This window comes from Glaciihabitans sp. UYNi722, from assembly GCF_040549465.1.
Classification (GTDB): domain Bacteria; phylum Actinomycetota; class Actinomycetes; order Actinomycetales; family Microbacteriaceae; genus Lacisediminihabitans.
The window spans coordinates 125,582-147,834 of the sequence record NZ_JBEPTL010000007.1 but is presented as its reverse complement, the minus strand read 5'-3'; the positions used below and the strand labels follow the sequence as shown (position 1 = coordinate 147,834).

Genomic DNA, 22,253 nt, shown 5'->3' with positions numbered 1-22,253 from the left:
CGATCTCGCTCGAAGGTCTACAATTTAAAAAACAGCCTTTGATCAGGTGTTCCTAGTTGGTTTAGGCGGACCAGTTTCAGAGTCTCATCAATTCTGTCAACTGAACTCCCCTGGACAAAGGCCCCAGCTGCAGTTGACACTTGGTGTCAAATTGACGCTGCAGGATCCACTAAATTGCGAAGGTACACCCATGCTCCACTCGGGTCAATCATCAATCCCCGTGTAAACCCCGTCGCGGTTAGGTGCCACTGCCGATGAGTCGACCTCACGATAGGTTGAGCACATGAGCCTCGACAACGCCCCCTTCCTGCCGAAGCCGAAGCGCAAGATCGGGTGTCTGGGGATAGCGGGGATCGTCATTCTCGCCATCGTGCTAATTTTTGTAATCGCGGGGATCTACAGCTCTGTCCAGCGGCAGCAATGGGCGGCAAACTCTGGTTCACGAACAGTGGCTGTCACTGGAGACCTTTCTGGAGAGGGCTGGTCAATCGCCGATACCGGCGAGCTCAAGTCCAACGCCCAGTACTCCGAAATGAGCTTCCTGGTCCACGTGTCGAGGGTCGGCGACACGTCCCGCAACACACCCACCTTCACAGCGATAGTTGGCGACGACAATGGCGGCGAGAACACCTGCGAGACATTCCGCTCATACATCTGGTCGACAGAAGAGGGCTCAGACATGGAGGTGTCCTGCGATTACTATCTGACGCTGGACGAACTCAAGAAGGTTCTCACCGTCGAGATCACCAGCGCGAACTAGCCAACCGCGACGACGGTCTTAGGTCGCGGTTGGCTAGTCGTCGCTACAAGGTCAGCAGTACTCGAGACCATCGTCTTCCTGCCGAGCCCAGTCCCAGGCGATGTCGGCAGTGAGGTCGCCTATTGCCCGGAAAATCTCGGCGTAGTCGCTCTCGATGAGCTGTTCGTCGAGAAGCAGCTTGACCCGGTACAAGGCCTCAAAGGAGAGGTAAATAGCTGCACTCCTAACGTCCGTGACTTCGTTTGTCGCGGGATCAACAAACTCCCGCAGGATCTTCCTCAGCTCGGTCATTTGGGATTGGGCTTCAATTTCTTGCGTCTTCATAGTTCCTTCTCCTTGGTGGTGGTTGTGCGGTTTTAGGCTTCGGCTACGAACGCCTCGAACATGGCGATCTGCTCGTTGTAGTCGCTCGGGTATAGGTGGGCGTAAATTGAATCCGTGGTGGCGACCGACGCGTGGCTTATCCAGCGGGAGACCTCGGAGGACTTGAATCCGGCGGCGAACATCAGCGACGCGTAGGTGTGCCGGAGGTCGTGGAATCTCATCGGCGGCATCCCTAACTCCTCCACCACTGCGGCCATCGCGTGGCGACGAATGCTCCACACGTCGCAGGGGCGAGTCCAGTCCGCTGCGTGGGTCGAGTAGGCCCGGGCGGGCCAGAACAACGCGTCAGGGTTGCCGGAGTCCGGGTGCGCCAGCAGCAGCATCCGTAGCTCGGCAATCGGCCCCCGGTTCAGTAGCGGCACGTTGCGGGTGGACCGGGCGGACTTGGGCGTGCCGACTGCCCACTCCCCCGACACCCTCCGAACGGTCTGCCGAACCTCGATATGCCCAGCAGCCAGATTCGCGTCTCGCACCCGCAACCCGGCTATCTCCGCAGAGCGCAGTCCGGAGAATGCAGCAAACCGAATCCTGACTGCCCAGCGTCGGTGAGACGGTTTATGCGAAGCCGTCTGCGAAGAGGAGGAGCCGCCCGCGACTAACTCGTCGATTCATCAGTTTTGCTTCTGACGAGCTTCCGAAACTGAGCAATAGCGATCGCGATGACGATGAGGGCACCGGCGCAGACGACACCACACACCCATCGCGTCGAGAAGCGGTCCGTGGTGAAGATAACCACCAACTGGCTGATCACAAGCGAACTCATGGGGATGATCGTTCTGAGGGGCCGATTTTTGTTCTGAGGGAACAGGTCATCACGATGCCCCGTCCGCCGCGTGGTCGGACCTGTGGATAACCACGGCAGCCCTCAGGCGCACCACAAAGGAAACTGTGAGCGCGCGCGCTGGATTTGTCGCTGAATGTACGGCCATCGCCGCTTTATATACGCGCTGGCAGCTTCCGCGCCGACCTACTCCGCTAAAGCGGTGCCGGTTCGAAGTCGAAAAACGCCGCCCTCGGCAGCACCTGCTTGTCGTAAAGGTTCTGCTTGTATGACGCGCTCAGACGCGCGACCTCGGCAGCGTCGGCCCAGTTGTCACGGATGCTCGATACGAGATGGTCGACGATGTCCCGACCTTCTGCGGCGTTGAGCCCATAGGTCTCCGACTCACGCACCAACGCCGCGAAGTTGGACACCTTCTCGCCACCGTCCCCTCGGCCGTATGCCATCGCCTGTGCGAATGTATCACCCGACCTCTGACCCGGCGCGAGGTCGTAGGCCGGAGTCAGCTCAAGGTGCGTCCCGTCCCAAAACGCTGCATGGTTTCGGGCATGGTCGTCGTTGTTGCTGATAGCGATGTTCATTGCGATGCGATTGAAAAGCTCGGGCCCGGGCTTGGTGGCGTCCGTGGCGTACTCGCGGAGCACATCGAGTATCTGCGGGTAAGACACGTAGCGGGCATACATCTTGTCGGTTTGCGCCATCGTCAGGCCGGAGACCACGTGGCGTCGTCCGCCTGCCCCATCTCGGTCGAATCGTCGGACGAGGAGAACCTCCTTGCCGAGAGAGGAGACGACTTTACTGTCGGGTACGCTCATGCCGGCCCGTCGCGCGAGCTCAAGCATCGCCCCCTCGGCGTTCACCGCTGAGAAGACACGGTCATCGGACGACGCGAACTTCGCTAGCCACTCGCTCCCGTCTGCATCCGTGAGTGTCGCCTTCGGGCGTGCACCTCCGAGGCTCGTGCCATGCATCAGTGCCGCGTCCAGACCTGCGGGCAGCTCTCGTCCCTCATCGAGGATGGTGGCCGCCTCGTGCAGGTCATCGAGGGTCGCCGAGTCATCCCGAGGTACGTAGTTCTCACGACCGACCTGAAAGTCCAACGCCCCGAAGCGATTCGAGCTAGAGCTCAGCATGTAGTCGATTTCGGTCAGGGAGTTCGGTGCAGCACCCCGTCGACGTTCGATGACACCGCGGCCCCACCTGTCCGGGCTCCCATCCCTCAGGACGCCCGCGATGGTCAGCCCGTCTGCAGGCTCCTGGATCCCGGATCGCAGCGGAAGCTCCGGGATGAACAGGCTGATGGCGTCCGACCGGGTTCGGTACCTCAGTGCATATATGAAGGTGACGAGCGGTCCGGCCTGGTCTACCCTTCCGGCTAGGACGGGCTCGGTTTGGCCCGGCAGCCACGTCCAGACGTAGAGTTCATCAGAAGTCGTCATCGTCGCTGCCGCCCTTTGGTCGGCGCACGCGGCTTGGGAGCAGAGCGAGCATCTCCTCACCGCGCTGACGGCGAATCGCGAGCTCGGCGCGGTCCTCCACCCCGAAAATGGGGACGCCGACGAGGTCTGCGAGGTCCATCATCGTGCCAACGGCTGTGCCGCGGTTGCCCGCTTCGGCCGAGTAGACCGTCTGCTCCGAAACGTTCGCGCGCGCAGCGAGGTCCTCGGCTGTCCAGGCGCGGTCGAGCCGACCGCGCCGGATGAGTTGCCCCCACACGGCGAGAGCGTCCTGGACATGCGGGCGCAACGACACAGTTCGCTTAGCCATTTCAACCTTCTTAAAACACGTTTTAACGCCCCCTAGACATGTTTTATTGTAGCCATGTTCCAGGAAATAGTGTTCTGCCCACCACGGAGTTCCGTGAAGATGAGCGACCTGCGGGGCCGACTTCATGCTGTGAACTTCACCACCGCAGTCACGCGCTACCAGCTTCGGCGCACAGCGGCTTTCGGCCCGGCCACGAGGCTTCCCGCCGGCACGTCGTCAGCGACGACCGAACCGGCGGCGACAACCGCGTCGCGCCCAATACTGACCCCGGGCAGGATCATCGCCCCAGCACCGATCCACACGTTCTCCGCGACGTCGATCGGGGCGCCGGTGAGAAAGTGGCGTCGCTCCTCCGGATCCACAGGATGGCCGACGGTGATGAACGTAACCTTCGGGCCGATCATCACGCCTTCGGCCAAGCGAATACCGGCGTAGTCGAGGAACGTGCACCCCTGGTTGATGAACACCCGCTCAGCGAGATCCAGATGAAGCCCGTTGTCGGTGTAGAAGGGCGGGTAGATCGTCACTCTCGCCGGAAGAGGGTGGCCCAGGATCTGTTCGAGCAGGGCCGCCTTACCCGTCTCGTCATCGAAGGGCAGGACGTTGAGACGGGAGGTCAACTCGGTGGCCCGCAGCACTCTCTCGCTCATCGCGGTGAACTCGGCGCCGAGAACCCGTTCACCCCTGGCGAGAAGCTCTGGATCGTGGATGAGCATCAGATTGTCGCTGGCCATCCTACGATTCTTGCGCATCGGCGCTCAGCCGTGGGCGAGAAGCCAGTCCATCGCGAGCGGCGAGGTATTCAGGATCGAGATGTGACCGTCATGCGGACGAAGCCACAGCTCGGCGTCCGTGCAGCGACCGAGCAGCCAGTGCGCATGAGAGGCCGGAATCACCCGGTCGTCGCCGCCCTGGGCGAGCAGCACCGGTGCGGCGATGTCCGCCACATCGAAGCCCCATGGCACGACGAAGGCGAGATCATCATCGACCAACCCCTCGGTACCGGCCTTCGAGGCGACTCCGACGTCGTCGCCCAGCGATGACCACGTGTCGTCAAGAGCCGCGTAGTCCCCCGCGTTGAAGCTCTCCGGGTCGAATTCCGCCGTCTCCTCGTACAGTTCGCGCGCTTCTCGCCCGTGAACGGCTGCCCGCAGGGACTCGCCGCCGGCGGCCATGCCGCCGAACCAGTCGATGCCATCGGCGTCGAAAGGAGCGAGGCTCGCCAGGCAGGCAACCGCTGTCACGCGATCGGGGAGCAGCGCGGCGCAGGCCAGCGCATGAGGGCCGCCGCCCGACGCTCCCATCACGGCCACCGTGTCGAGACGAAGCGCGTCCGCGATCTGGCGGACGTCGTCGGCGGCCGATGCCACATCCCTCCCCCGCAACGGCGACGACCCGCCATAGCTTGGCCGACCATAGGAGACGAGACGGATGCCGCGCTCAGCGGCCGCAGACAGCAGCGGGTCGAGCGGCGCACCGGTCTGCGGAGAGCCGTGGTGCCATAGCACGGTGAATGCATCCGAAGGCCCGCCGCTGTCATGAACCCGCAGCACGCGCCCATCCCTCAACAAGACATCCTGAACTGAGATCATTCGCACATCGTAGGGAAATTCAGTGGACTGATGGAACTCGGGTGGTATTTTCTTCCCATGACACCAGAAGCACTTGCGACACTGGCGCATCTGCGCCGTGCACGCGACCTGATCGACAGGGAGTACGCCAGCGCCCTCGACGTGCCGACGATGGCCAGCCGCGCACTGATGTCTCCCGCGCACTTCTCCCGGCAGTTCCGTGCGGCCTATGGCGAGACGCCTTACGGCTACCTGATGACCCGCCGGATCGAGCGCGCAATGGCGCTGCTGCGAAACGGCATGACTGTGACCGACGCTTGCATGGCCGTGGGAGCCACGTCGCTCGGGTCCTTCAGTTCGCGCTTCACCGAGATCGCCGGGGAAACCCCGAGCGCATATCGCAGCAGGAAACACCACGCGATAGCCGCCATGCCACCCTTCGTTGCGAAGGTGACAACCCGGCCACTGCGACGGGCCGCTGCGAAAGGGTCGAGCAGGATTCGAGAAGCGACGCCGACAGCCGCCGCCTAGCGTTATCCGCATGACAATCTCACTCCAATACACCAACATCACCGTCAACGATGTCGACGAGTCGCTCGACTTCTATCGAGACGCGCTCGGCCTCCAGGTTCAGAACGACGTGTCCTCTGGAGACTTCCGCTGGGTCACTCTCGGTCTCGAAACGCAGCCCGGACTCGGAATCGTGATTTCCGTGCCGCACGCTGGCCGCTCGCAGACCGACGGCGACACGCTACAGGAACTCCTCACCAAAGGTGTGCTGCCCTTCCTCGTCTTCAACTCCGACGATGTCGACGCGACCTTCGAGACCGTGCGGGCATCGGGTGCGGAAGTACTCCAGGAACCTATCGATCAGGGCTGGGGGCCGCGCGACTGTGCCTTTCGCGACCCGTCGGGCAACGCTGTGCGAATCGCACAGGCACCGAAGGACTAGCTCCGACTCGGCGGGTGGGAGCCGCAGTAACTCTGATCCTTGCCGTACGCCTATTCGACGACGATACCGAGGTGCGCCGCGAGCAGCGGGGCGAAGAGGGAGAGCTGGAACTCGTCGATCGTGACGCCCCTGAGGCCATCCAGTCCATTGATAGCCGAGAAGTCGCTGGTTCGGAGATCGACATCCTTGCACGTGGCTCGGGTGAGGTCCAATGTCTCGATTCGGCAGTTGAGGAGTGAGACCCGTGTGCCGTGGAATCCGCCGAGGTCGAGGTCGGTGATGGTGCAGTCCTCGATGAGTACGTCGGTGAGACGGGCGTTGCGCAGGTTGAGATAGTCGATCTTGCCGCCGCGGATGTGCAACGTGCGCATCTCGGCGTCGAACAGCTCGGCCGATCCCCAGCGCGGGTTCTCAATCAGCACATCACGCCAGGTGGTGCGGGCAGCAAGCAGTACCGGGGCGAAAGGCGCGGTGAGGAGCGACTCGATGAACCGGGAACCGCGGAGCTGGGCATCGGTGAGAGTGACTGCGTCGAACTCGCACTCGGTGAAGGAGGATCCGGTGAGGTCCCGGTGCGACAGGTCGGCATCCGCATAGCGTTCCTGGTCGCGATCCTCGCCAGCAATCAGGCCAGCGGCATCGATGTCGATCAGCTGTGTCGGCGCCCTGAAATCGAGCCGTGGCGCGGTGGTTGTTTTCGATCGGGCGGGCATCTCGACTCCAGACTGGTGCGCTGCCGGTGCAACACCACTCCATCCTGCCAATGATGTGAGCTCGCGCTCCACAGGGCAGTCGTGCCCATCGCCAACTTCTGCGGGCTGCCGCTACCCTGTACCAACGACCGTTCAGGGGAGCACGTGGCAATGGCCGAATCCGAGACCGACTTCAGGCAGTACGCGGGGCGGGTCGTCTTTCCGCGCACGCCCAACGACCTCACGAGCACGGCGCAGTGCCCTGCGTGCTTCGCCCCGTGGCGCGGCGCAGTCTGCACGAGCTGTGGGCTGGACCTCACCCACCCCGCGGCGGCAGAACTGGCGGTGCTGTCAGCGGATGCTGCCGCCGTGCTCGATCGTCGCCTCGATGTGATCGGGCGTATCCGTTTCGAGACGGCCCAGAAGGCTGACGCTGCGCGGCGGCACGCGGAGATCCCCGTCGCTCCGTCGGTACCCGTCAGTGCTCCCGCAGCCTCGGTGAGCTCCGTCATCGCCGCGCCTGCCGTTTTGCCGCCCGCTGCGGTCCCACCGACGGTTGCTACTCCCCCACAACCCGCAGCTCCGTCGACGCCCACTGGCCCGCGACGCTCGAGTGTGCAAATCATCCTGGTCATCGTCGGCATCTCGCTGCTGTCGGTCGCCGCCATCTTCTTCCTGGTCTACGCCTTCATCAATTACGGCATTCTCGTGCGATCGCTCATCATCGCCGCCGTGACCATCGCAGCTTTCGTCGTCGCGTCGATGCTGCGACGACGTTCCCTCACCGCCACCGCCGAAGGTATCGCCGTCTTCGCCGTCGTGCTGGTCTACCTGGATGCCTTCGCACTGCGCTCGAACGATTTCTTCGGGCTGGGGTCGGCCGACGGCATGGCGTATTGGGGCTGGACCCTCGTGATCTCGGCAGTCGTCTTCGTGCTGTGGAATCGTCTCTCCGGCCTGCGGACTGCGAGCATCATCGGCTTCGCCGCCTTCGCACCGGGTATCGGTCTGGTAGTCGCCGGTCTCGACCAGCCGGCGGATGTCACGTCCCGCGGCTATTTCGCTTTCGCAGCGGCCGCGCTCGCCGGCGTCGTGCACCGTCTCGCTGCCCGGCCAGCACGGGAATCGCGGCCGGCTGTTCCGGCGATGGCCGAGCGGATCATCGTGCTCGTCACTGCCTTCGTCGCCACGCTCGGGGCAGCTCTCTTCGCCTTCGTCGTCTCGCCGGACTCGGACTGGGCGTCCACCATCGCGCTGTTTGGTGTCGCGGCGGTTGCTGCTATGCACGTCGTGCTGGTCGACACGGATGGCGCGGAACCACGTCCCCGAGGTTTCGGCGGAGCATTTGCGGGTGTCGCGGGCGCCAGCGCCGCTCTGGCCGTCGGGTCCGCCGTATTCCGTGTCGGCGAACTGAACTTCGGTGTACTCGCGCCGCCGATCGCGGCGGTCGTCGTCGCGCTCGTTCTTGAATTGGCCGCACGCCGGATGCCGCACCCGCGACTTGCCGGCCACCTTCGTGTCGCCACCTGGGCTGCCGCTGCAGTGTTGGCCCTCGCGCTACTGGCACCTGCTCTCGTCTCCATCGCGGCAACCGTCACCGCTGTCGGCAAAGGACTCGTCAACGCCTGGAGCGCGGCACCCACGGCTGAGATCATTCCCACCAACAGCAACTACGGCTTCGCGATCCTCGGCCTGATGACGGTCGGTCTGTTGGCGGCAGTGGCCTGGACTCTCGGAGGGGCTGCCAGGACTCGTGGACGCATTCTCGCCTGGTTCGGCGCGGCGATCGTGGTGCTTGCCGTGCCGCTCCTGTCCGTCCTGTGGGCGGTGCTGGCCGTATGGCTTCTGCTCGCGGTCACTGCACTCGCGACCTTGGTTGTTCTGCGGCGGCGGGGCGGCGGCAGTCGACGCTACTCGCCACCGCTCGTGGGGCTGCTCGCGGCATCCGCCACCTTCGCCTACCTCGCGTCCTGGGGCAGCACCTCGACCTGGTGGATCGTGATGATCGTGGTCATCGCGATTCTGCTCGCGGGTCGCCTGCTCACCTCCCAGACCATCGGTCGGGCTGCGCTTCTCGGCGGAGCCACGGTGATCCTGCTGATCGGAGCCGCCGCATTCGCACGTCAACTGGCGCTGCCAACGCAACCCGGGTTCCTGGTCGACAATCTCAACGCCACGCGCGCCGCCGGCATCGTTGCGATCGTGCTGCTCGCCACCGCTGCGGTCATCGGCAGTCGACTCGTCTCCGTCATCGACCGTCGCACGCTGTTCTGGATCTCCGGTATCACCGCGGTCGTTGCCGGTATCGTGACTCGCCTCGAGTTGAACAACTTCTCGATCGGCCGCGTCGACACACTGTTGCCCGAATACGGCACAAGCCTCGCGGCGAGCGCCGGCCTGCTGATCGCCCTCGTTCTCTGGATCGGGCCCTCCCGAAATGCGGCGCTGCGGCTGGAACGCGTCGCGGCATCGATCGCTCTGGCGCCCGCTGTCTACTGGCTCGTGGATTCCTTCGTGCGAGTACTCGATCTGCCGGGTTTCGCTCGCTCGGTCTCGCCCATCACTGCCGCTCTCCTGGCCGCGGTTGGTGCGCTCGTCGTCACGGTGCTGAGACCGGGCAGCACACGTGGCGCCCGCGAAGCGAGCATCGCGATCGTCGCGGTTCCTGCAGTTCTCTCTGCCATCGTTCTCCGCCAGGACGCGACCTGGCTCGTGCTCGTGATCGCGGCCGTCACCGCACTCATGCTCTCGATCAGCGCAGACGGGCTGTTCTCCTCGACCTCACCACGACGATTCGTCGGTTGGCTCGCCCTCGCCCTCGCTGTCGCGGGCCTCTGGTGGCGACTCTTCCAGGGTCGGGTGCAGGCACTCGAACCCTTCGTGCTGCCGGTCGCGGGCGCGCTGCTGCTCACCGCGCTCCTGCTCTGGCGTGCCAACAGGAGCAGGGCGAATGCCTCCCCCAGCCAGGTAGCACCGTTCGTCGCTCTCGGCGGGCTGCTGGTTGCCATCCTTCCCCTCGCACTGAACGCCACCACCGGTGCTCTCCCCCGCACGATCATCGTCGGAGCGGTGTCGGCGGTGCTGCTCATCGTCGGCAGCGTCGTGACAGGTGGTCGCGGCATCCGTCCGTATCTCGATGCTGCGGCTCTTGCTGGCGGCATCGGCGTCATTATCGTGACGATCGGCCGGGCCATCTCGGTCTCTCGGGAAAGCGGTGCCCCCGACCTGCGCCTTGACGGTTGGCTCGCCGCAGCGGTGATCATTCTGGTCATCGCCGCCTTCGGCCAGGCCAGGCCCCGCGACGACGCGAGTGTCGCATTGCGCACCACAGCCAGCCTCGTGCTCGGGCTCTTCGCCATGACCGCCATGCTGCTGCTCGAGCTGTACGCCTTCAGTCCGAGCAGCATCGGTTCGATGCGGGCCCTGGCTGTCGTGCTGCTTTTCGCCGCGCTTCATGTGATCGCCCTCGCCACCGACCGTGCACCGTTCACCCGGTTGGTGGGTTGGGTAGCCATAGCTTTTGCGGCGATCGCCGCGATCGGAGGACTCAGCACCGGAGCGCTCGACAGGGTGGAACTCGGATCGATCCCCCTCGCGGTCGCCCTCATCGGCACAGGAGCCATGAAACTGGCCAGCACGCCCACAGCGCGCACCTGGCCGTGGCTGGCGCCGGGCGTCGCCGTGCTGCTCGTCCCCTCGCTCGTGGCCACCGCGTGGGACGCTCCGCTGTGGCGGCTCCTCGGTCTGGGCATCGTGAGCATCGCGATCATTGTCATCAGCGCTGCGCTGCGGCTGCAGGCGCCGTTCCTGATCGCCGTGGTCGTGACGATCATTCATGCCATCGCGACCTTCTCCCCGCAGATCCGCGCTGTGTACGAATCCGTCGAGTGGTGGCTGTGGCTCGCCTTCGGCGGTGTGATCATCGTGGTACTCGGCGCCCGTTTCGAGAAGAACATGAGGGGCTTCAGAAGCGTCGCGATGCGGATCAAAGCTCTTCGCTGAGGAATCGAGGAATCCTTGGCCCCCATAAGGGGGCTGCCTGTCCTCATAAAGGGGGACTAGTGTCGTATCTAGCCGCCCCGAATGGCCCTCCCTGCGGCGAGGGCAACATCCACACAGGAGCTTCCCGATGCCTTCAGTGAATCCTTCAGCCGTGCCAGCCGGCTGGTACCGCGACCCACTCGGCCTTCCCCAGGTTCGCTGGTGGAACGGTGCGAGTTGGACGAACGACATCCAGGAGCGCCGTCCGGAAATCCAGATGGTCGCCGCCGCCGAACCACTGCTGGTCGGCGCGAACTAACACGGACCCGCAGGCTGAGAATTCAGCGCTGCAGCCAGGTAAGCACTGCGAGTACGCGACGATGGTCGCTGCCTGAGTCGTCGAGCCCGAGCTTCTGGAATATAGATGTCACGTTCTTCTCCACCGCTCCGGTTCCGATGACCAGCTCGGAGGCGATGGCCGCATTCGTGCGGCCCTCTGCCATGTGCGTCAGCACCTCACGCTCTCGTGGCGTGAGGGATTCGAGCGGGTCGTGTCGCCTCCCCAGTAACTGAGCAACGACTTCGGGGTCGAGCACGGTACTCCGCGATGCGATCCGCTCGATGGCGTCCTTCAGCTCGTCGAGCGATGCCACCCTGTCTTTCAGCAGATATCCGATTCCTCCGCTGCCTGTGGAGAGGAGCTCCTGCGCGTAGGCAACCTCGACATACTGCGAAAGCAGCAGGATGCCGACATCCGGGAGCAGTTCGCGGGCCCTGATCGCGGCGCGCACGCCCTCGTCGCGAAAGGTTGGCGGCATCCGCACATCGAGCACGATGAGGTCCGGAGCGAGATCGACCAGATCGGCGAGCAGGGAATCACCGTCGGAGTAGGAGCCGACCACGTCGACGCCCGCCTCGACAAGAACCCGTACGAGCCCCTCACGAAGAAGCACCGAGTCATCGGCCACCAGCACGCGGAGCGGAGTCTCTGTCACGCTTCCACCCTAGATGAGTAGTTTCTCTTGCCTTGGTGAGGGCTGCTGCTTTGAGAGTCCCGCGGGCTATGCAGCGAGAGCCACAGCCGTTAGCACAAGCTCGGGGCGATTGGGCAATGTCGCCTTATGCGTCGTTTCCCTACGATGTGTTACTCGCGCCCGCGACAGCGCATCCCGACCCTCCCTAGAGTTGCGGCACATTCCGTCCCATCTCGAGGAGTCAATCATTCTTCGCTCACGCTCTCTCATCACATCCCTGGTCGTCCTCGGTCTTACCGCGGTGGCCGTGACCGGATGCGCCGAGTCATCCACCTCGTCCGTCACCGCTACGCGGGTAAAGGGCGGCACCATTGAATACGGACACCAGCAGGAGCCGGCCTGCGTCTTCGGCGGCTGGATCGAACAGGCTTACCTCTCGTACCAGGTGATCGACAACCTCGTGTCGCTCGACAAGGACCATAAGGTGGTGCCCTGGTTGGCCGAGAAGTGGACGCCGTCTGACGACCAGCTGAGCTGGACTTTCACGCTCAAGAAGGGCGTCACATTCACCGATGGAACACCGGTGGATGCCGCGGCCGTCGCCTACAACTTCGATCACTGGGCGAAGGGCGGAAACAGCACGGCGCAGGTCTGGTTGCACGGTTACTACAAATCGGCTGAGGCAGTTGACGCGAACACGGTGAAGGTAACTCTGCAGAAGCCATACCCGAGATTCGCCGACAACCTCACCCAGAGCTACTTCGGCATCCAGTCGGAGCACGCCCTGAAGACCCGTTCGGAGGAGCAGAATTGCGAGGCGCCGATCGGTTCCGGCGCCTTCACGGTTGGCAAGTGGAACCGCGGCCAGGACATCATCCTGAAGCGCAATCCGAACTACACTTCCCCACCGGCGAACGCGAAGCACACCGGCGCGGCCTACGCCGACACCATCGACTGGAAGTTCGTAGCAGACCCGACCACCCGCGTCGCGACCCTGCGGTCAGGAGAGACTGACGCGATCTACGACGTACCAGCGATCGAGTGGAAAACGCTGAAGAACGAAGGCTTTCAGGAGCTCAAGTACGTGACCCCGGGGCGGCCGCAACAGATCTCGTTCAATACGGCCGAGGGACCATTCACGGATGAGAGAGTGCGTCAGGCCTTCGCCTACAGCCTCGACCGAAAGAAGATCGTCGAAACGATCGGCCGCGGGGTGATTCCGTACGAGGGCAACGGCGGCGTCAGCCAGACCACACCCGGCTACAGCGAGACGGCCGCCGATCACTACGACTACGACGCGAAAAAGGCACAGGCACTTCTGGATGCCGCGGGTTGGACGAAGGGAAGCGACGGCGTCCGCGCCAAAGACGGCAAGAGACTCGAGGTCGTGCTCCCGTACGGAGCCGGATCGATCATCAACGCGGACGGTGCCGCAATCTTCCAGGGGATCCAGGAACAGGCGAAGGCCGTCGGATTCGCGGTAAAACTGGTCCCCGTTCCCCCGAGCGCATTCTTCGCCGGTGCTTACTCCAAGCAGACCGAACGCGATCTCGCGGTCGGCTATTGGACCGCGGTGAACGGCGGCATCCTCGATATCAACTGGAGACCGAGCACGGCCGACGACCCCAACTTCAACAACGCTGCCTTCCTGGACGATCCGGCGCTCGAATCGAGCATCGTCGAAGCGAACTCGACACGCGACATCAGCGCGCAGAACGCGCTGTACGCCAAGGCGCAGAACTACATCGCAGAGCACGCGCTGTCGATCGGGGTTTATGACCGACTGAGCACGCTCGCTGTCTCCCCGAAACTCAAGGGCGTGTGGCAGGAGACCGCGCAGGGAGGACCTGTTTTCTATGACGCTTACCTCGTCAAATGATTCGCTGCTAACCAGCGCTCCCCAGCACACGGGTTCGCTGACCGCCGCCCGAGCGCGACTGGTCGGCCGCAAAATACTGAGCGCCGCCATCGTCCTGTGGGGATCGGCCACCGTAGCATTTGCGGCGCAGGCTGCACTGCCGGGTGACCGCGCAACCGTCATCCTGAATACCCGCGCCGGCCAGGCTATCGAGCGCACGCCGACCGAACTCGCGCAGATCAATTCGCAGTACGGGCTCCAGGACCCGGTCGTGCAGCAGTACTTCCACTACATCGGCGGACTGTTCCGAGGGGATCTCGGAGTCTCCTACCAGCAGTTCCGACCGGTGACCTCGATCATCGGCGAGCAGCTCGCACCGACGCTCATCCTCACCCTCACCACCATCATCTTCGCCTGGATCTTCATGATCGTCTGGGTCACGCTCACTGCCGGGCGCTCGCGACTCGTCAGCGGGTTCGGCGAATTCGTCGACACGGTGACGGCCGGGCTCCCGCACTACTGGCTCGGAATCATCCTGCTGCTGGTGTTCGCCCTCGGTCTCGGTTGGTTTCCGGTAATCGGCGGTAGCAGCATCCGCGGCCTGTGGCTGCCCGCGCTCACCCTGGCGATTCCGCTGGCCGGCTTCATGGGGCAGGCGACGCGCACCGAGTTCGAGAATTCACTCGGGCAGCTGTTCGTGCTTTCGGCGCGGATGCGAGGAATGGGCGATCTTGCGGTGCGGCTCCGACACGTGCTTCGCCATTCGGTGCTTCCGGCGGTGACCCTGTCGGGCTGGGCGCTCGGGGCGACCATCTCGGGGGCGGTGATCGTCGAATCGGTCTTCACCCGCGCGGGGATCGGCCGCACACTGACGACGGCCGTCAATACCCAGGACCTGCCCGTCGTCACCGGCATCGTTGTGCTCATCGCGGCCCTCTACGTGGTCGCGAACCTGGTCGTCGATGTCATCTACGTTCTGATCGATCCGCGCCTGAGAACCAGCGCCTGAGAAGCTGTTGAGAACCCCATGACATCACTCCGACCGTCAGTTCTTCCGCGGGTGCGCTCGCATCCCCTCGTCGCCGCCGGTCCCGGCCTGTGGACCTCAATCGCCGTGCTGGCATTCTTCGCGATCGCGGCGTTCGCCCCGGGTGCGCTCGCCAGCCACGGTCCGACCGCCCTCGATCTCGATCACTCACTGCAGGGGCCGTCGTTCTCGCACTGGTTCGGTACGGATGAATCCGGCCGTGATCTCTACAGCCGCATCATCTACGGCACCCGGGAATCGCTCGCCATCGGCGTCGGCGCCACCGCGGTCAGCATCTCCATCGCCCTCCTGCTCGGTTCCATTGCGGGTCTTGCCGGGCGCTTCGTCGCCGGTACGGTCAACCGCATCATCGAGGTGCTTTTCTCGTTCCCGACCCTGTTGCTCGCACTACTGCTCGTCGCCGTCCTCGGGCCGTCAATGATCACGCAGATCGTCGCGGTCGGCGTCGGCACCGCACCGGGATATGCACGAATTATCCGCGGCCAAATCCTGTCGGCGAAGAATTCCGGATACGTCGAAGCGGCCGTCGCTCTCGGCCACAGTCGCTGGCGGATTGTCCGCGCCCATCTCGTGCCGAACGCCGTGCGCCCGCTGGTTGCGATCATCGCCCTCTCGATCGGCCAGTCGATCGTCTGGGCGTCGAGTCTCGCGTTCATCGGCCTCGGCGTTGCGCCGCCATCATCCGAATGGGGAGCGCTTCTGGATGCCGGTCGCACCTACGTGACCCAGGCCGGATGGCTGATCATCGTTCCCGGCCTCGTGATCGTCGCGCTTGCGCTGGCCGCCACGACGCTCGGAAAACACATCCAGAACGTGCTCGAGAAAGGTGAGAAATGACCGACACCCTAAGTGTGGATCGGGTCGCGAAGGCTACCGACACCGTACCCCTGCTGGTGGTGTCGGGGCTCAGTGTGGCCTTCTCGCGCGGCGGGGTGCAGCATCCGGTCGTCAGCGATCTCTCGTTCGAATTGCCGCGCGGCGCGTGCGTCGCGATCGTCGGGGAGTCCGGCTCGGGCAAGAGCGTGACCGCGCGTACCCTCGTCGGCCTCACCGGGGCCCACTCCGTGGTCTCGTCGCGACGACTGTTACTCGACGGCGAAGACATCTCCGACCTGTCGCCGCGGGCCTGGCGAGAGATCCGCGGACGGCGCATCGGCTTCATCCTGCAGGACGCCCTGGTCTCGCTCGACCCGCTTCGGCCGGTCGGCAAGGAGATCGAGGAAGCACTTCGGTTGCACGGCTGGGGCACGCGGAGCTCACGCCGGAGGAAGGTGATCGAGTTGCTCGACAGCGTCGGCGTTCCACTGCCGGAACAGCGGGCGAAACAGCGGCCCGACGAGTTGTCCGGCGGTCTCCGCCAGCGCGCGCTCATCGCGTCGGCGCTTGCCCTCGATCCAGAGCTGATTATCGCGGACGAGCCGACGACGGCACTCGATGTCACCGTGCAGGCGCAGGTGCTTGCGCTCCTTGAGGAGACCAAGCGGCGCGGGGTTTCCCTCGTGCTGATCAGCCACGATCTCTCCGTGGTCGCGCAGCTGGCCGACACCATCCTGGTAATGAAGGGTGGCCACATCGTCGAACAGGGCGATGCGCGACAGGTGCTCGAGCATCCTCGCCATGACTACACGCGCAGCCTGATCGCCGCTGTTCCGAGCGAGGAGACGCGGGGGCGGCGTCTCGGGCCGGACTTCCCGGCGCTCGCTGCTCCGCATCCCGAGCAGATCGCTGAAGAGTTGCGGGACTCCTCCGGCCCGGTGCTCGAGGCAATCGGGTTGGTCAAGAGCTTTCCCACTCCGGGCGGCGGATCGCAGCGAGCGGTCTCCGACCTGTCGTTCAGCCTGGCCAGGGGTGAGACGCTCGGCATCGTCGGCGAATCGGGCTCGGGCAAGAGCACGACCGGTCGCATCGCCCTCGCCCTGACGTCGCCGGATGCCGGGGTGGTGAGACTTCTCGGCCAGGACTGGTCCTCCCTCTCCGAACCGAAGCGTCGCCGGCTGCGCTCGCGCATCTCAGTCGTCTACCAGGACCCGCTCGGATCGTTCGACCCACGCTGGAATGCCGAGCGCATCCTGCTCGACGCCGTGCCGGAGGACGCTTATCCGACGTCCGATCGCAAGCGTGCGCGAGTGCGCGAGCTGGCCGCACAGGTTGGACTGCCGGAGGAACTGCTATCGCGTTTTCCGCTCCAGCTTTCTGGCGGCCAACGCCAGCGTATTTCGATCGCTCGCGCGCTTGCCCCATCTCCATCGGTGATCGTGCTCGATGAGGCGGTCTCTGCACTCGATGTGTCGATCCAGGCGCAGATTCTCGACCTGCTGGCCGAACTGCAGAAGCAGCTCGGAGTGAGCTATCTCTTCATCTCGCACGACCTCGGCGTGATCAGTCATCTCAGCGACCGGGTGCTGGTGATGACGGACGGCGTCGTGGTCGAGGAGGGCACGGTCGAGCAGATCTTCCACAGTCCGCGGCATCCGTACACCAGACAGCTCGTCGGATCCCTGCCCAGCCTTGACCACCCACCAATCAGGAGATGACCATGACGACCCGTCGACCGCTGCACTTCAACGCTTTCGTGATGAACACCACGTCTCACATCCATCATGGCCAATGGCGACGACCGGATGCCGGCCAGACCGAATTCAACGATGTCGATACCTGGATCGATCTCGCTCGACTACTCGAGGCCGCCAAGTTCGATGCGATGTTCTTCGCCGACGTGAGTGGGCTCTACGGCGACTCGGATGCCGAATTCGATGTCTACGTGCGCGAGGGATTGCAGATTCCGAGCAACGATCCGTCCGTGCTGTTGAGCGCGCTCGCCGTGAGCACCACCAACATCGGACTCGCGCTCACGTCGAACGTTATGCAGAATCATCCGTTCAACTTCGCCCGGCAGATATCGACGCTCGATCACATTTCGAGGGGCCGCATCGCCTGGAACGTTGTCACCGGAATGCAGAACAACGGGGCCCGTAACTTCGGTCTCACCGCGCTCACCGACCACGCCGAGCGTTACCGCTGGGCCGACGAATACGTAGACGTGGCCTACAAGCTGTGGGAAGTATCCTGGGATGAGGATGCCGTGATCAAGGATCGAGAGGGCGGCTCGTACTCGGATCCAGCAAAGGTGCACAAGATTCATCACGTCGGAGAGCGGTACCGGGTCGAGGGTCCGCATCTGCCGTCGCCGTCGCCGCAACGGACGCCGGTTCTCTACCAGGCCGGGTCATCCGTATCCGGTCGTCGCTTCGCCGCTCGTCACGCCGAAGCGGTCTTCATCGTCGCGCCATCCCCGGCGATCGCGAAGCAGCAGATCGAGGAGACGAGGGACTTCGCGGTGGAGAACGGTCGCCGTCCCGAAGACATCAAATTCTTTCAGGGCTTGAGCTTCGTCATCGGCAAGACCGAAGAGGAGGCTCAAGCGAAGGCGCTCGAATACGAGAAGTATGTGAGTGTCGACGGCTATCTCGCCCATTCGGCCGTCGTCGACAAGGCTGGGCGCGTGTATCCGCCCGACACTCTCCTGCGGGACGTCACGACGAATGGGGCACAGGGCTTCCTCGAATGGACGAGCAAGTACATCACCGACCGCGAGCCGACGGTGGCTGACCTCGCGCTCAACCAGTCCCGAAGCACGCGAATCGTTGGCACGCCCGAGCAGATCGCCGACCGCATCGAGGAGTGGCAAGATGCGGGAGTCGACGGCATCAACGTGATCAACTGGGTGATCCCCGGTTCGTTCGCCGAATTCGCCGACTCGGTGCTGCCCGTGCTGCGCGAGCGCGGCCTGGCGCAGGCAGACTATGCACCCGGTCCGCTTCGCCAGAAGCTCTTCGGTGAGCCGCCACTTAACGACCGTCACCCGGCGGCGCGCTACCGCGGTGCCTTCGCGGACCCCGTGCCGGTCGAGTAGACGCGCCCACTCATGTTGGTCGAGTGCGAGCTCGAAATCGCGTCCGCAGGTCGTCCCGATTGCGGGGAGTCATCGCTTCGTGGGCGGCGGGGTGAAAGGATGATCACATGGAAGATTCGCAGATTAGCGGGCTGAGCGTTTTTGCCTCTGGCGTTTGGCCCGTTGAGCTCTCAGTCGGAAAGCGCGTCGATGCACGTCACCGAGTGTCCGTGCAAGCTTCCGTTGATGTGTCGACGGGTGAGGTGCGCTTCTACGTCGATCCGCAGGCGATCGAGATTCTGACTCGCGATGCCGATCGTCGTTGATTAAGCCCAAACTTTCGGTGACCCCGACCTCCACACCCTCAGCTCATAAGAACACGAAGGATCACAGGGAAATCAATACCCCTCCACAAAAGGACTTGACCTTCGACGATCTGCGGCGCCTGTTTCAATCAACAACTTCGTTGGATTGAGGTTACAGGCCTACTTCTTGCCCAGATAACGCGGGCCCAATAGGGCTGCAACAGTCGCTCCCGCCCCCAGCAGCACTGCCGCGGCAGGCAGATGCCAAGGCTGCAGTTGAGGATCGATTACCCATCCCCAGACCGCTGGTTTGCCCCCAGGTCCCCGGCCGAATACTGCTGCAAAAAACACGTAAAGCACCGGCACAATCGATTGATACCGATATCCGGCAAGGGGCAGGCCCAATAGGGAGACTGCTAAAAGGGTGACGGAACTCCTTACATAGATTTGCCACTCGTTCCAACCGACAATCCCAAGCAACGCGCAGGTGGAAACTGAAACAGCGAGGCAGAGAAGGCATGCGGCGGTGTCAAGCTGCGATATTGGCCTCGATGCTGTCGATCCGAGCAGCGGGGTCGCGCCATGGAGAGATGTGCCGAGGCTGAGCGGCAGGACCATGGCCAAGAGAACGCTCGCTGGAACGCTGCCGAAAGGGCTGCCCGAAGTGAGTGAGGGCAGCATTACTGAGGTTCCCGCGACTATAGAGCCAAGAACCGGTGCTGAGACGGCCAGCAGCAGCAGGTAGCCGAAACGCCGGGTACGCGCCCACAACAGCATCGCTACGGCACCGGCCGAGGAATTGTTGAACAGTCCAAAATGGCCCGCCGATTGTGCTCGATCCAAGCGACTTGCTCTGATGGATCAAGCCTGGTGAGAGAAATCGCAGCGGCGCGGCCTTCCTGGAAGAAGCCTCGAGGGATACCGGACGCCTTATCGATACCGCGAGCAGCTTCAAGGGTCAGCCAGCTCACGATCACGTTGGCACTCGCTTGGCGCTGTTTACCCCCGGTCGGACAATCCGCGATGACAGAGGGATGCACGAAGGACGAGGCGAAGGAATAGACCAAATCGTCGGTTGTCGTGTCGTTGCCTATCGCCATGTTGTAGGTCGCGGCGGTTGATGCTTCGCTAGAAGCGGTAATACTGCCAGCTAGCGGAAGTCCAGTGCGTGCCAAGTTTGAGTATGCCCGCTTTAATACTGTCCGCACTTCGGTCCGGTCTTGCTCGGGGTACAAGCACACCTGGGGAGACGTACCTTCACAAGATAGCTGTGCAGCCTCCCTGGGCTTTGTCGGCTGCGGACCGAGATCTCGCGCCACGTTTAGGCCAGCGACGGAACCCACCCCCAACAAAGTGGTCGCTAAACCGGCCAAAACAATCGAAGTCAACGCCCGCTGACCACGCCACCTTCTCGCTGCGATCAGCGTGAACGCGACCGCTCCAAGCAAGCTGAAGATCACCGCAGCTGCCGGAGCCTCTAGGGGCATCGTTTCGTCGATTCGGCAACAGCTCACCAGAGCAAGACCCGCCAGGTAGCGGAGCGGAAAGAATGGAGTCGACCACGTAAACCCAAGCCAAACGTACGAGACGAAGAGAGCTAGAGGAACACTCAAAACCGGCGGGAGAAGCCTTCCGAGGCAGTACCCGAGTGCGGTATGGAAGATGAGAATAGCGGCGAATGCAACCAAAAGAATGATGGGCGATTCACCCGGAGCCCCCCAGGTGTTCCTGCTTAGGAGCAGCAAAGCGAAAAGCTGAACCCCGAAAGCAGTAGCCAGTGATGGCCAGATCTGCTGGAGTATCACGACAAAGGCTGGACGGGAGCTCGTGGCGATGATTGACCCTGCTGAGCGCAAACGTGATGCCTCGAGCGCCGCGCTGACTGCAGCTGGGGCAGCGGAAATGAACAAGAATATAGCGCTGTTTGCGGTGACGGCCAGCCAATAGCCTGCGAAATCCCGGCCATCGAGGTACGCCCGTGAATAGAGGAGCACCAGCACTAACGCAGGAACAAGCAGCAGAAACGCTGGGCGGCGCCATAACGGCCGAAGAGTCATTCCTCCGCTCCGACGAATGATGCGTATGCAACACGCGCAGGGTCGACCGCCCCGTGGCCGGACTGCAAAAATTTATCGGTGGTGCCGTCAAAGCGCACTGTGCCGGAGTCAAGTACAACAGTTCGAGTGTAGAGACTGCTTAAGTCCTCGATTTGATGCGTTGATACCACGAGGATCGTCTCCCCAGGCAGCGCTAGCAAAATATTTGACAAGGAGTCGCGCTGTGTGGGATCCAAGCCGGCGAATGGTTCGTCCAAGAGGATGGCATCTGCATTCTGAACGAGTGCACCCGCGATTCCTAGCCGGCGAAGCTGTCCGCCGGAAAGCTCTCGAGCCTTTTTTGACGAAGATGAAGTTAGCCGCACAAGCTCTAGTGCATCGTCCGCTCGAATCTTGGCTGCCGCGACTGGCATTCCTTTTAACCAGCCGTAGTACACAACCTGTTCACGGACGGTAAGCCCAGGAAACACGGAAACGGTTTGAGGGAGCCATGCCACGCGTGCGCGGTATTTCGGAGAGGTTGTGCGGGACTCTTCATTCAATGCGATAGTCCCGCCCCCGGGTTTCATGACGCCGCCACAGAGCGCCAAAAGGGTGGACTTCCCCGCACCGTTTGGCCCCAAAAGCACTGTCCGCCCGGCTTCGAACACCACGTCCAGGTTGGAAAACAAAGGCGGGCGTCGGCGATATGCGAAGCAACAGTCTCGGACGGACAATGCCATGGAGTTAGTCCTCTAGTAATACGTGTTGTTGGTTGTCACGCTCAAGTGATACCCCGACGTCGTGCCGTTAATCGTGTTGACTCTGAAGTGATACGAATTGTTGGCGACACGACCCCAATTCGATGTGTTGCACGTATTTGAGATGTTTCCCAAGTTCTGGTCTGGGAACGCTCCGAACTCGCCCCACATCTCTAGTTGCGTCTTCGTGAAGGTCTGACCACCATCGACACTACAGCCCGAGAAAACAACCCTCGTTTCGACGTTGTCCAGGTTGCTGTCTTGCCACGACCGTGACTGAAATCCTGTCACCGCGCCGCTGATGCTCGAGGACCAACTTCCCTCTGCCATGGCGGGGCCGGCGGCGAGAACGCTGGTGCCAATGATCAACGCACCGACGACGAGAGCACGACGTTTAGTGATTTTCATTTCTGACTCCTTTGACTGAACCGGCGGTTGCCGGGCAATCTAAGTCTCATGTTGAACGATCGAACCTGCATATTCCTCACTTT

Annotated in this window: 22 protein-coding genes; 11 read left to right on the top strand and 11 right to left on the bottom strand. The window is 63.0% G+C overall.

The features are described 5' to 3' along the window. Positions 1–283 precede the first annotated feature (283 nt). Positions 284–760: a hypothetical protein gene (locus tag ABIB56_RS07455; RefSeq protein ID WP_354568491.1), complete on the top strand. Its 477-nt coding sequence runs from the start codon at positions 284–286 to the stop codon at positions 758–760. 51 nt (positions 761–811) lie between these two features. Here ABIB56_RS07455 and ABIB56_RS07450 read toward each other — a convergent pair whose 3' ends face one another. The 6 genes from ABIB56_RS07450 to ABIB56_RS07425 all read right to left on the bottom strand — a co-directional run bounded on the left by ABIB56_RS07450 (position 812) and on the right by ABIB56_RS07425 (position 5,284). Beyond that, a complete protein-coding gene (locus tag ABIB56_RS07450) occupies positions 812–1,084 on the bottom strand; it encodes a hypothetical protein (protein ID WP_354568490.1) in 273 nt (90 codons plus the stop codon). 32 nt (positions 1,085–1,116) lie between these two features. Continuing rightward, positions 1,117–1,752 carry a site-specific integrase gene (locus ABIB56_RS07445; protein WP_354568510.1) on the bottom strand — a complete coding sequence of 212 codons (636 nt, stop codon included), beginning with the start codon at positions 1,750–1,752 and terminating at the stop codon, positions 1,117–1,119. A 367-nt stretch (positions 1,753–2,119) separates the two neighbouring features. Beyond that, positions 2,120–3,364: a type II toxin-antitoxin system HipA family toxin gene (locus ABIB56_RS07440; RefSeq protein WP_354568489.1), complete on the bottom strand. Its 1,245-nt coding sequence runs from the start codon at positions 3,362–3,364 to the stop codon at positions 2,120–2,122. Beyond that, positions 3,351–3,692 carry a helix-turn-helix transcriptional regulator gene (locus ABIB56_RS07435; RefSeq protein WP_354568487.1) on the bottom strand — a complete coding sequence of 114 codons (342 nt, stop codon included), beginning with the start codon at positions 3,690–3,692 and terminating at the stop codon, positions 3,351–3,353. Before ABIB56_RS07435 ends, ABIB56_RS07440 begins: the two co-directional genes overlap by 14 nt. Positions 3,693–3,847: 155 nt before the next feature. Then, the gene (locus ABIB56_RS07430) at positions 3,848–4,426 is read right to left on the bottom strand and encodes a DapH/DapD/GlmU-related protein (RefSeq protein WP_354568486.1); all 579 of its coding nucleotides are present in this window, start codon (positions 4,424–4,426) and stop codon (positions 3,848–3,850) included. A 24-nt stretch (positions 4,427–4,450) separates the two neighbouring features. Further along, positions 4,451–5,284, bottom strand: coding sequence for an alpha/beta fold hydrolase (locus ABIB56_RS07425; RefSeq protein ID WP_354568485.1), 834 nt, complete (start codon positions 5,282–5,284; stop codon positions 4,451–4,453). 57 nt (positions 5,285–5,341) lie between these two features. On the opposite strand from ABIB56_RS07425, the gene ABIB56_RS07420 reads away from it, so the two are divergent. Continuing rightward, the gene (locus ABIB56_RS07420) at positions 5,342–5,794 is read left to right on the top strand and encodes a helix-turn-helix transcriptional regulator (protein ID WP_354568484.1); all 453 of its coding nucleotides are present in this window, start codon (positions 5,342–5,344) and stop codon (positions 5,792–5,794) included. Positions 5,795–5,804: 10 nt separating this feature from the next. Then, positions 5,805–6,215: a VOC family protein gene (locus tag ABIB56_RS07415; protein ID WP_354568482.1), complete on the top strand. Its 411-nt coding sequence runs from the start codon at positions 5,805–5,807 to the stop codon at positions 6,213–6,215. Positions 6,216–6,265: 50 nt separating this feature from the next. Here the strand turns inward: ABIB56_RS07415 and ABIB56_RS07410 are convergent, their stop codons facing one another. After that, the gene (locus ABIB56_RS07410) at positions 6,266–6,928 is read right to left on the bottom strand and encodes a pentapeptide repeat-containing protein (protein ID WP_354568481.1); all 663 of its coding nucleotides are present in this window, start codon (positions 6,926–6,928) and stop codon (positions 6,266–6,268) included. Positions 6,929–7,078: 150 nt separating this feature from the next. On the opposite strand from ABIB56_RS07410, the gene ABIB56_RS07405 reads away from it, so the two are divergent. Continuing rightward, entirely contained in the window at positions 7,079–10,909 is a 3,831-nt protein-coding gene (locus ABIB56_RS07405; protein WP_354568480.1) for an SCO7613 C-terminal domain-containing membrane protein, read from the top strand. Positions 10,910–11,036: 127 nt separating this feature from the next. Continuing rightward, complete coding sequence (locus ABIB56_RS07400; RefSeq protein WP_354568479.1) at positions 11,037–11,207, top strand: DUF2510 domain-containing protein; 171 nt, start codon at positions 11,037–11,039, stop codon at positions 11,205–11,207. Positions 11,208–11,229: 22 nt separating this feature from the next. On the opposite strand, the gene ABIB56_RS07395 is transcribed toward ABIB56_RS07400, so the two are convergent. After that, on the bottom strand, positions 11,230–11,883 hold the full coding sequence (locus tag ABIB56_RS07395; RefSeq protein ID WP_354568478.1) for a response regulator transcription factor: 654 nt from the start codon (positions 11,881–11,883) through the stop codon (positions 11,230–11,232). 190 nt (positions 11,884–12,073) lie between these two features. Between ABIB56_RS07395 and ABIB56_RS07390 the strand changes: the two genes are divergently transcribed. The 6 genes from ABIB56_RS07390 to ABIB56_RS07365 all read left to right on the top strand — a co-directional run bounded on the left by ABIB56_RS07390 (position 12,074) and on the right by ABIB56_RS07365 (position 18,986). Continuing rightward, entirely contained in the window at positions 12,074–13,741 is a 1,668-nt protein-coding gene (locus tag ABIB56_RS07390) for an ABC transporter substrate-binding protein (protein WP_354568476.1), read from the top strand. Continuing rightward, entirely contained in the window at positions 13,719–14,729 is a 1,011-nt protein-coding gene (locus tag ABIB56_RS07385; protein WP_354568474.1) for an ABC transporter permease, read from the top strand. Before ABIB56_RS07390 ends, ABIB56_RS07385 begins: the two co-directional genes overlap by 23 nt. 18 nt (positions 14,730–14,747) lie before the next feature. Further along, positions 14,748–15,605: an ABC transporter permease gene (locus tag ABIB56_RS07380; protein WP_354568473.1), complete on the top strand. Its 858-nt coding sequence runs from the start codon at positions 14,748–14,750 to the stop codon at positions 15,603–15,605. Further along, positions 15,602–17,302 carry a dipeptide ABC transporter ATP-binding protein gene (locus tag ABIB56_RS07375; protein ID WP_354568472.1) on the top strand — a complete coding sequence of 567 codons (1,701 nt, stop codon included), beginning with the start codon at positions 15,602–15,604 and terminating at the stop codon, positions 17,300–17,302. Before ABIB56_RS07380 ends, ABIB56_RS07375 begins: the two co-directional genes overlap by 4 nt. Next, positions 17,299–18,681: an LLM class flavin-dependent oxidoreductase gene (locus ABIB56_RS07370; protein ID WP_354568470.1), complete on the top strand. Its 1,383-nt coding sequence runs from the start codon at positions 17,299–17,301 to the stop codon at positions 18,679–18,681. Before ABIB56_RS07375 ends, ABIB56_RS07370 begins: the two co-directional genes overlap by 4 nt. 107 nt (positions 18,682–18,788) lie before the next feature. Next, positions 18,789–18,986 carry a hypothetical protein gene (locus ABIB56_RS07365; RefSeq protein ID WP_354568469.1) on the top strand — a complete coding sequence of 66 codons (198 nt, stop codon included), beginning with the start codon at positions 18,789–18,791 and terminating at the stop codon, positions 18,984–18,986. Between the two features lie 758 nt (positions 18,987–19,744). On the opposite strand, the gene ABIB56_RS07360 is transcribed toward ABIB56_RS07365, so the two are convergent. Genes ABIB56_RS07360 through ABIB56_RS07350 form a run of 3 tightly spaced genes read right to left on the bottom strand, consistent with a single transcriptional unit; the run spans position 19,745 to position 22,170 of the window. Beyond that, a complete protein-coding gene (locus ABIB56_RS07360; protein ID WP_354568468.1) occupies positions 19,745–21,022 on the bottom strand; it encodes a DUF7224 domain-containing protein in 1,278 nt (425 codons plus the stop codon). Then, positions 21,019–21,744, bottom strand: a complete 726-nt coding sequence (locus tag ABIB56_RS07355; protein WP_354568467.1) for an ATP-binding cassette domain-containing protein — start codon at positions 21,742–21,744, stop codon at positions 21,019–21,021. The genes ABIB56_RS07360 and ABIB56_RS07355 overlap by 4 nt, the downstream gene beginning before the upstream one ends. Before the next feature lie 12 nt (positions 21,745–21,756). Beyond that, a complete protein-coding gene (locus tag ABIB56_RS07350; protein WP_354568466.1) occupies positions 21,757–22,170 on the bottom strand; it encodes a hypothetical protein in 414 nt (137 codons plus the stop codon). Between the last annotated feature and the right edge of the window lie 83 nt (positions 22,171–22,253).

Coding starts and splice junctions, on each gene's coding strand:
- ABIB56_RS07455 (WP_354568491.1), top strand. CDS start 284: ATGAGCCTCGACAACGCCCCCTTCCTGCCGAAGCCGAAGCGCAAGATC.
- ABIB56_RS07450 (WP_354568490.1), bottom strand. CDS start 1,084: ATGAAGACGCAAGAAATTGAAGCCCAATCCCAAATGACCGAGCTGAGG.
- ABIB56_RS07440 (WP_354568489.1), bottom strand. CDS start 3,364: ATGACGACTTCTGATGAACTCTACGTCTGGACGTGGCTGCCGGGCCAA.
- ABIB56_RS07435 (WP_354568487.1), bottom strand. CDS start 3,692: ATGGCTAAGCGAACTGTGTCGTTGCGCCCGCATGTCCAGGACGCTCTC.
- ABIB56_RS07430 (WP_354568486.1), bottom strand. CDS start 4,426: ATGGCCAGCGACAATCTGATGCTCATCCACGATCCAGAGCTTCTCGCC.
- ABIB56_RS07425 (WP_354568485.1), bottom strand. CDS start 5,284: ATGATCTCAGTTCAGGATGTCTTGTTGAGGGATGGGCGCGTGCTGCGG.
- ABIB56_RS07420 (WP_354568484.1), top strand. CDS start 5,342: ATGACACCAGAAGCACTTGCGACACTGGCGCATCTGCGCCGTGCACGC.
- ABIB56_RS07415 (WP_354568482.1), top strand. CDS start 5,805: ATGACAATCTCACTCCAATACACCAACATCACCGTCAACGATGTCGAC.
- ABIB56_RS07410 (WP_354568481.1), bottom strand. CDS start 6,928: ATGCCCGCCCGATCGAAAACAACCACCGCGCCACGGCTCGATTTCAGG.
- ABIB56_RS07405 (WP_354568480.1), top strand. CDS start 7,079: ATGGCCGAATCCGAGACCGACTTCAGGCAGTACGCGGGGCGGGTCGTC.
- ABIB56_RS07400 (WP_354568479.1), top strand. CDS start 11,037: ATGCCTTCAGTGAATCCTTCAGCCGTGCCAGCCGGCTGGTACCGCGAC.
- ABIB56_RS07385 (WP_354568474.1), top strand. CDS start 13,719: ATGACGCTTACCTCGTCAAATGATTCGCTGCTAACCAGCGCTCCCCAG.
- ABIB56_RS07380 (WP_354568473.1), top strand. CDS start 14,748: ATGACATCACTCCGACCGTCAGTTCTTCCGCGGGTGCGCTCGCATCCC.
- ABIB56_RS07375 (WP_354568472.1), top strand. CDS start 15,602: ATGACCGACACCCTAAGTGTGGATCGGGTCGCGAAGGCTACCGACACC.
- ABIB56_RS07370 (WP_354568470.1), top strand. CDS start 17,299: ATGACCATGACGACCCGTCGACCGCTGCACTTCAACGCTTTCGTGATG.
- ABIB56_RS07365 (WP_354568469.1), top strand. CDS start 18,789: ATGGAAGATTCGCAGATTAGCGGGCTGAGCGTTTTTGCCTCTGGCGTT.
- ABIB56_RS07360 (WP_354568468.1), bottom strand. CDS start 21,022: ATGACTCTTCGGCCGTTATGGCGCCGCCCAGCGTTTCTGCTGCTTGTT.
- ABIB56_RS07355 (WP_354568467.1), bottom strand. CDS start 21,744: ATGGCATTGTCCGTCCGAGACTGTTGCTTCGCATATCGCCGACGCCCG.
- ABIB56_RS07350 (WP_354568466.1), bottom strand. CDS start 22,170: ATGAAAATCACTAAACGTCGTGCTCTCGTCGTCGGTGCGTTGATCATT.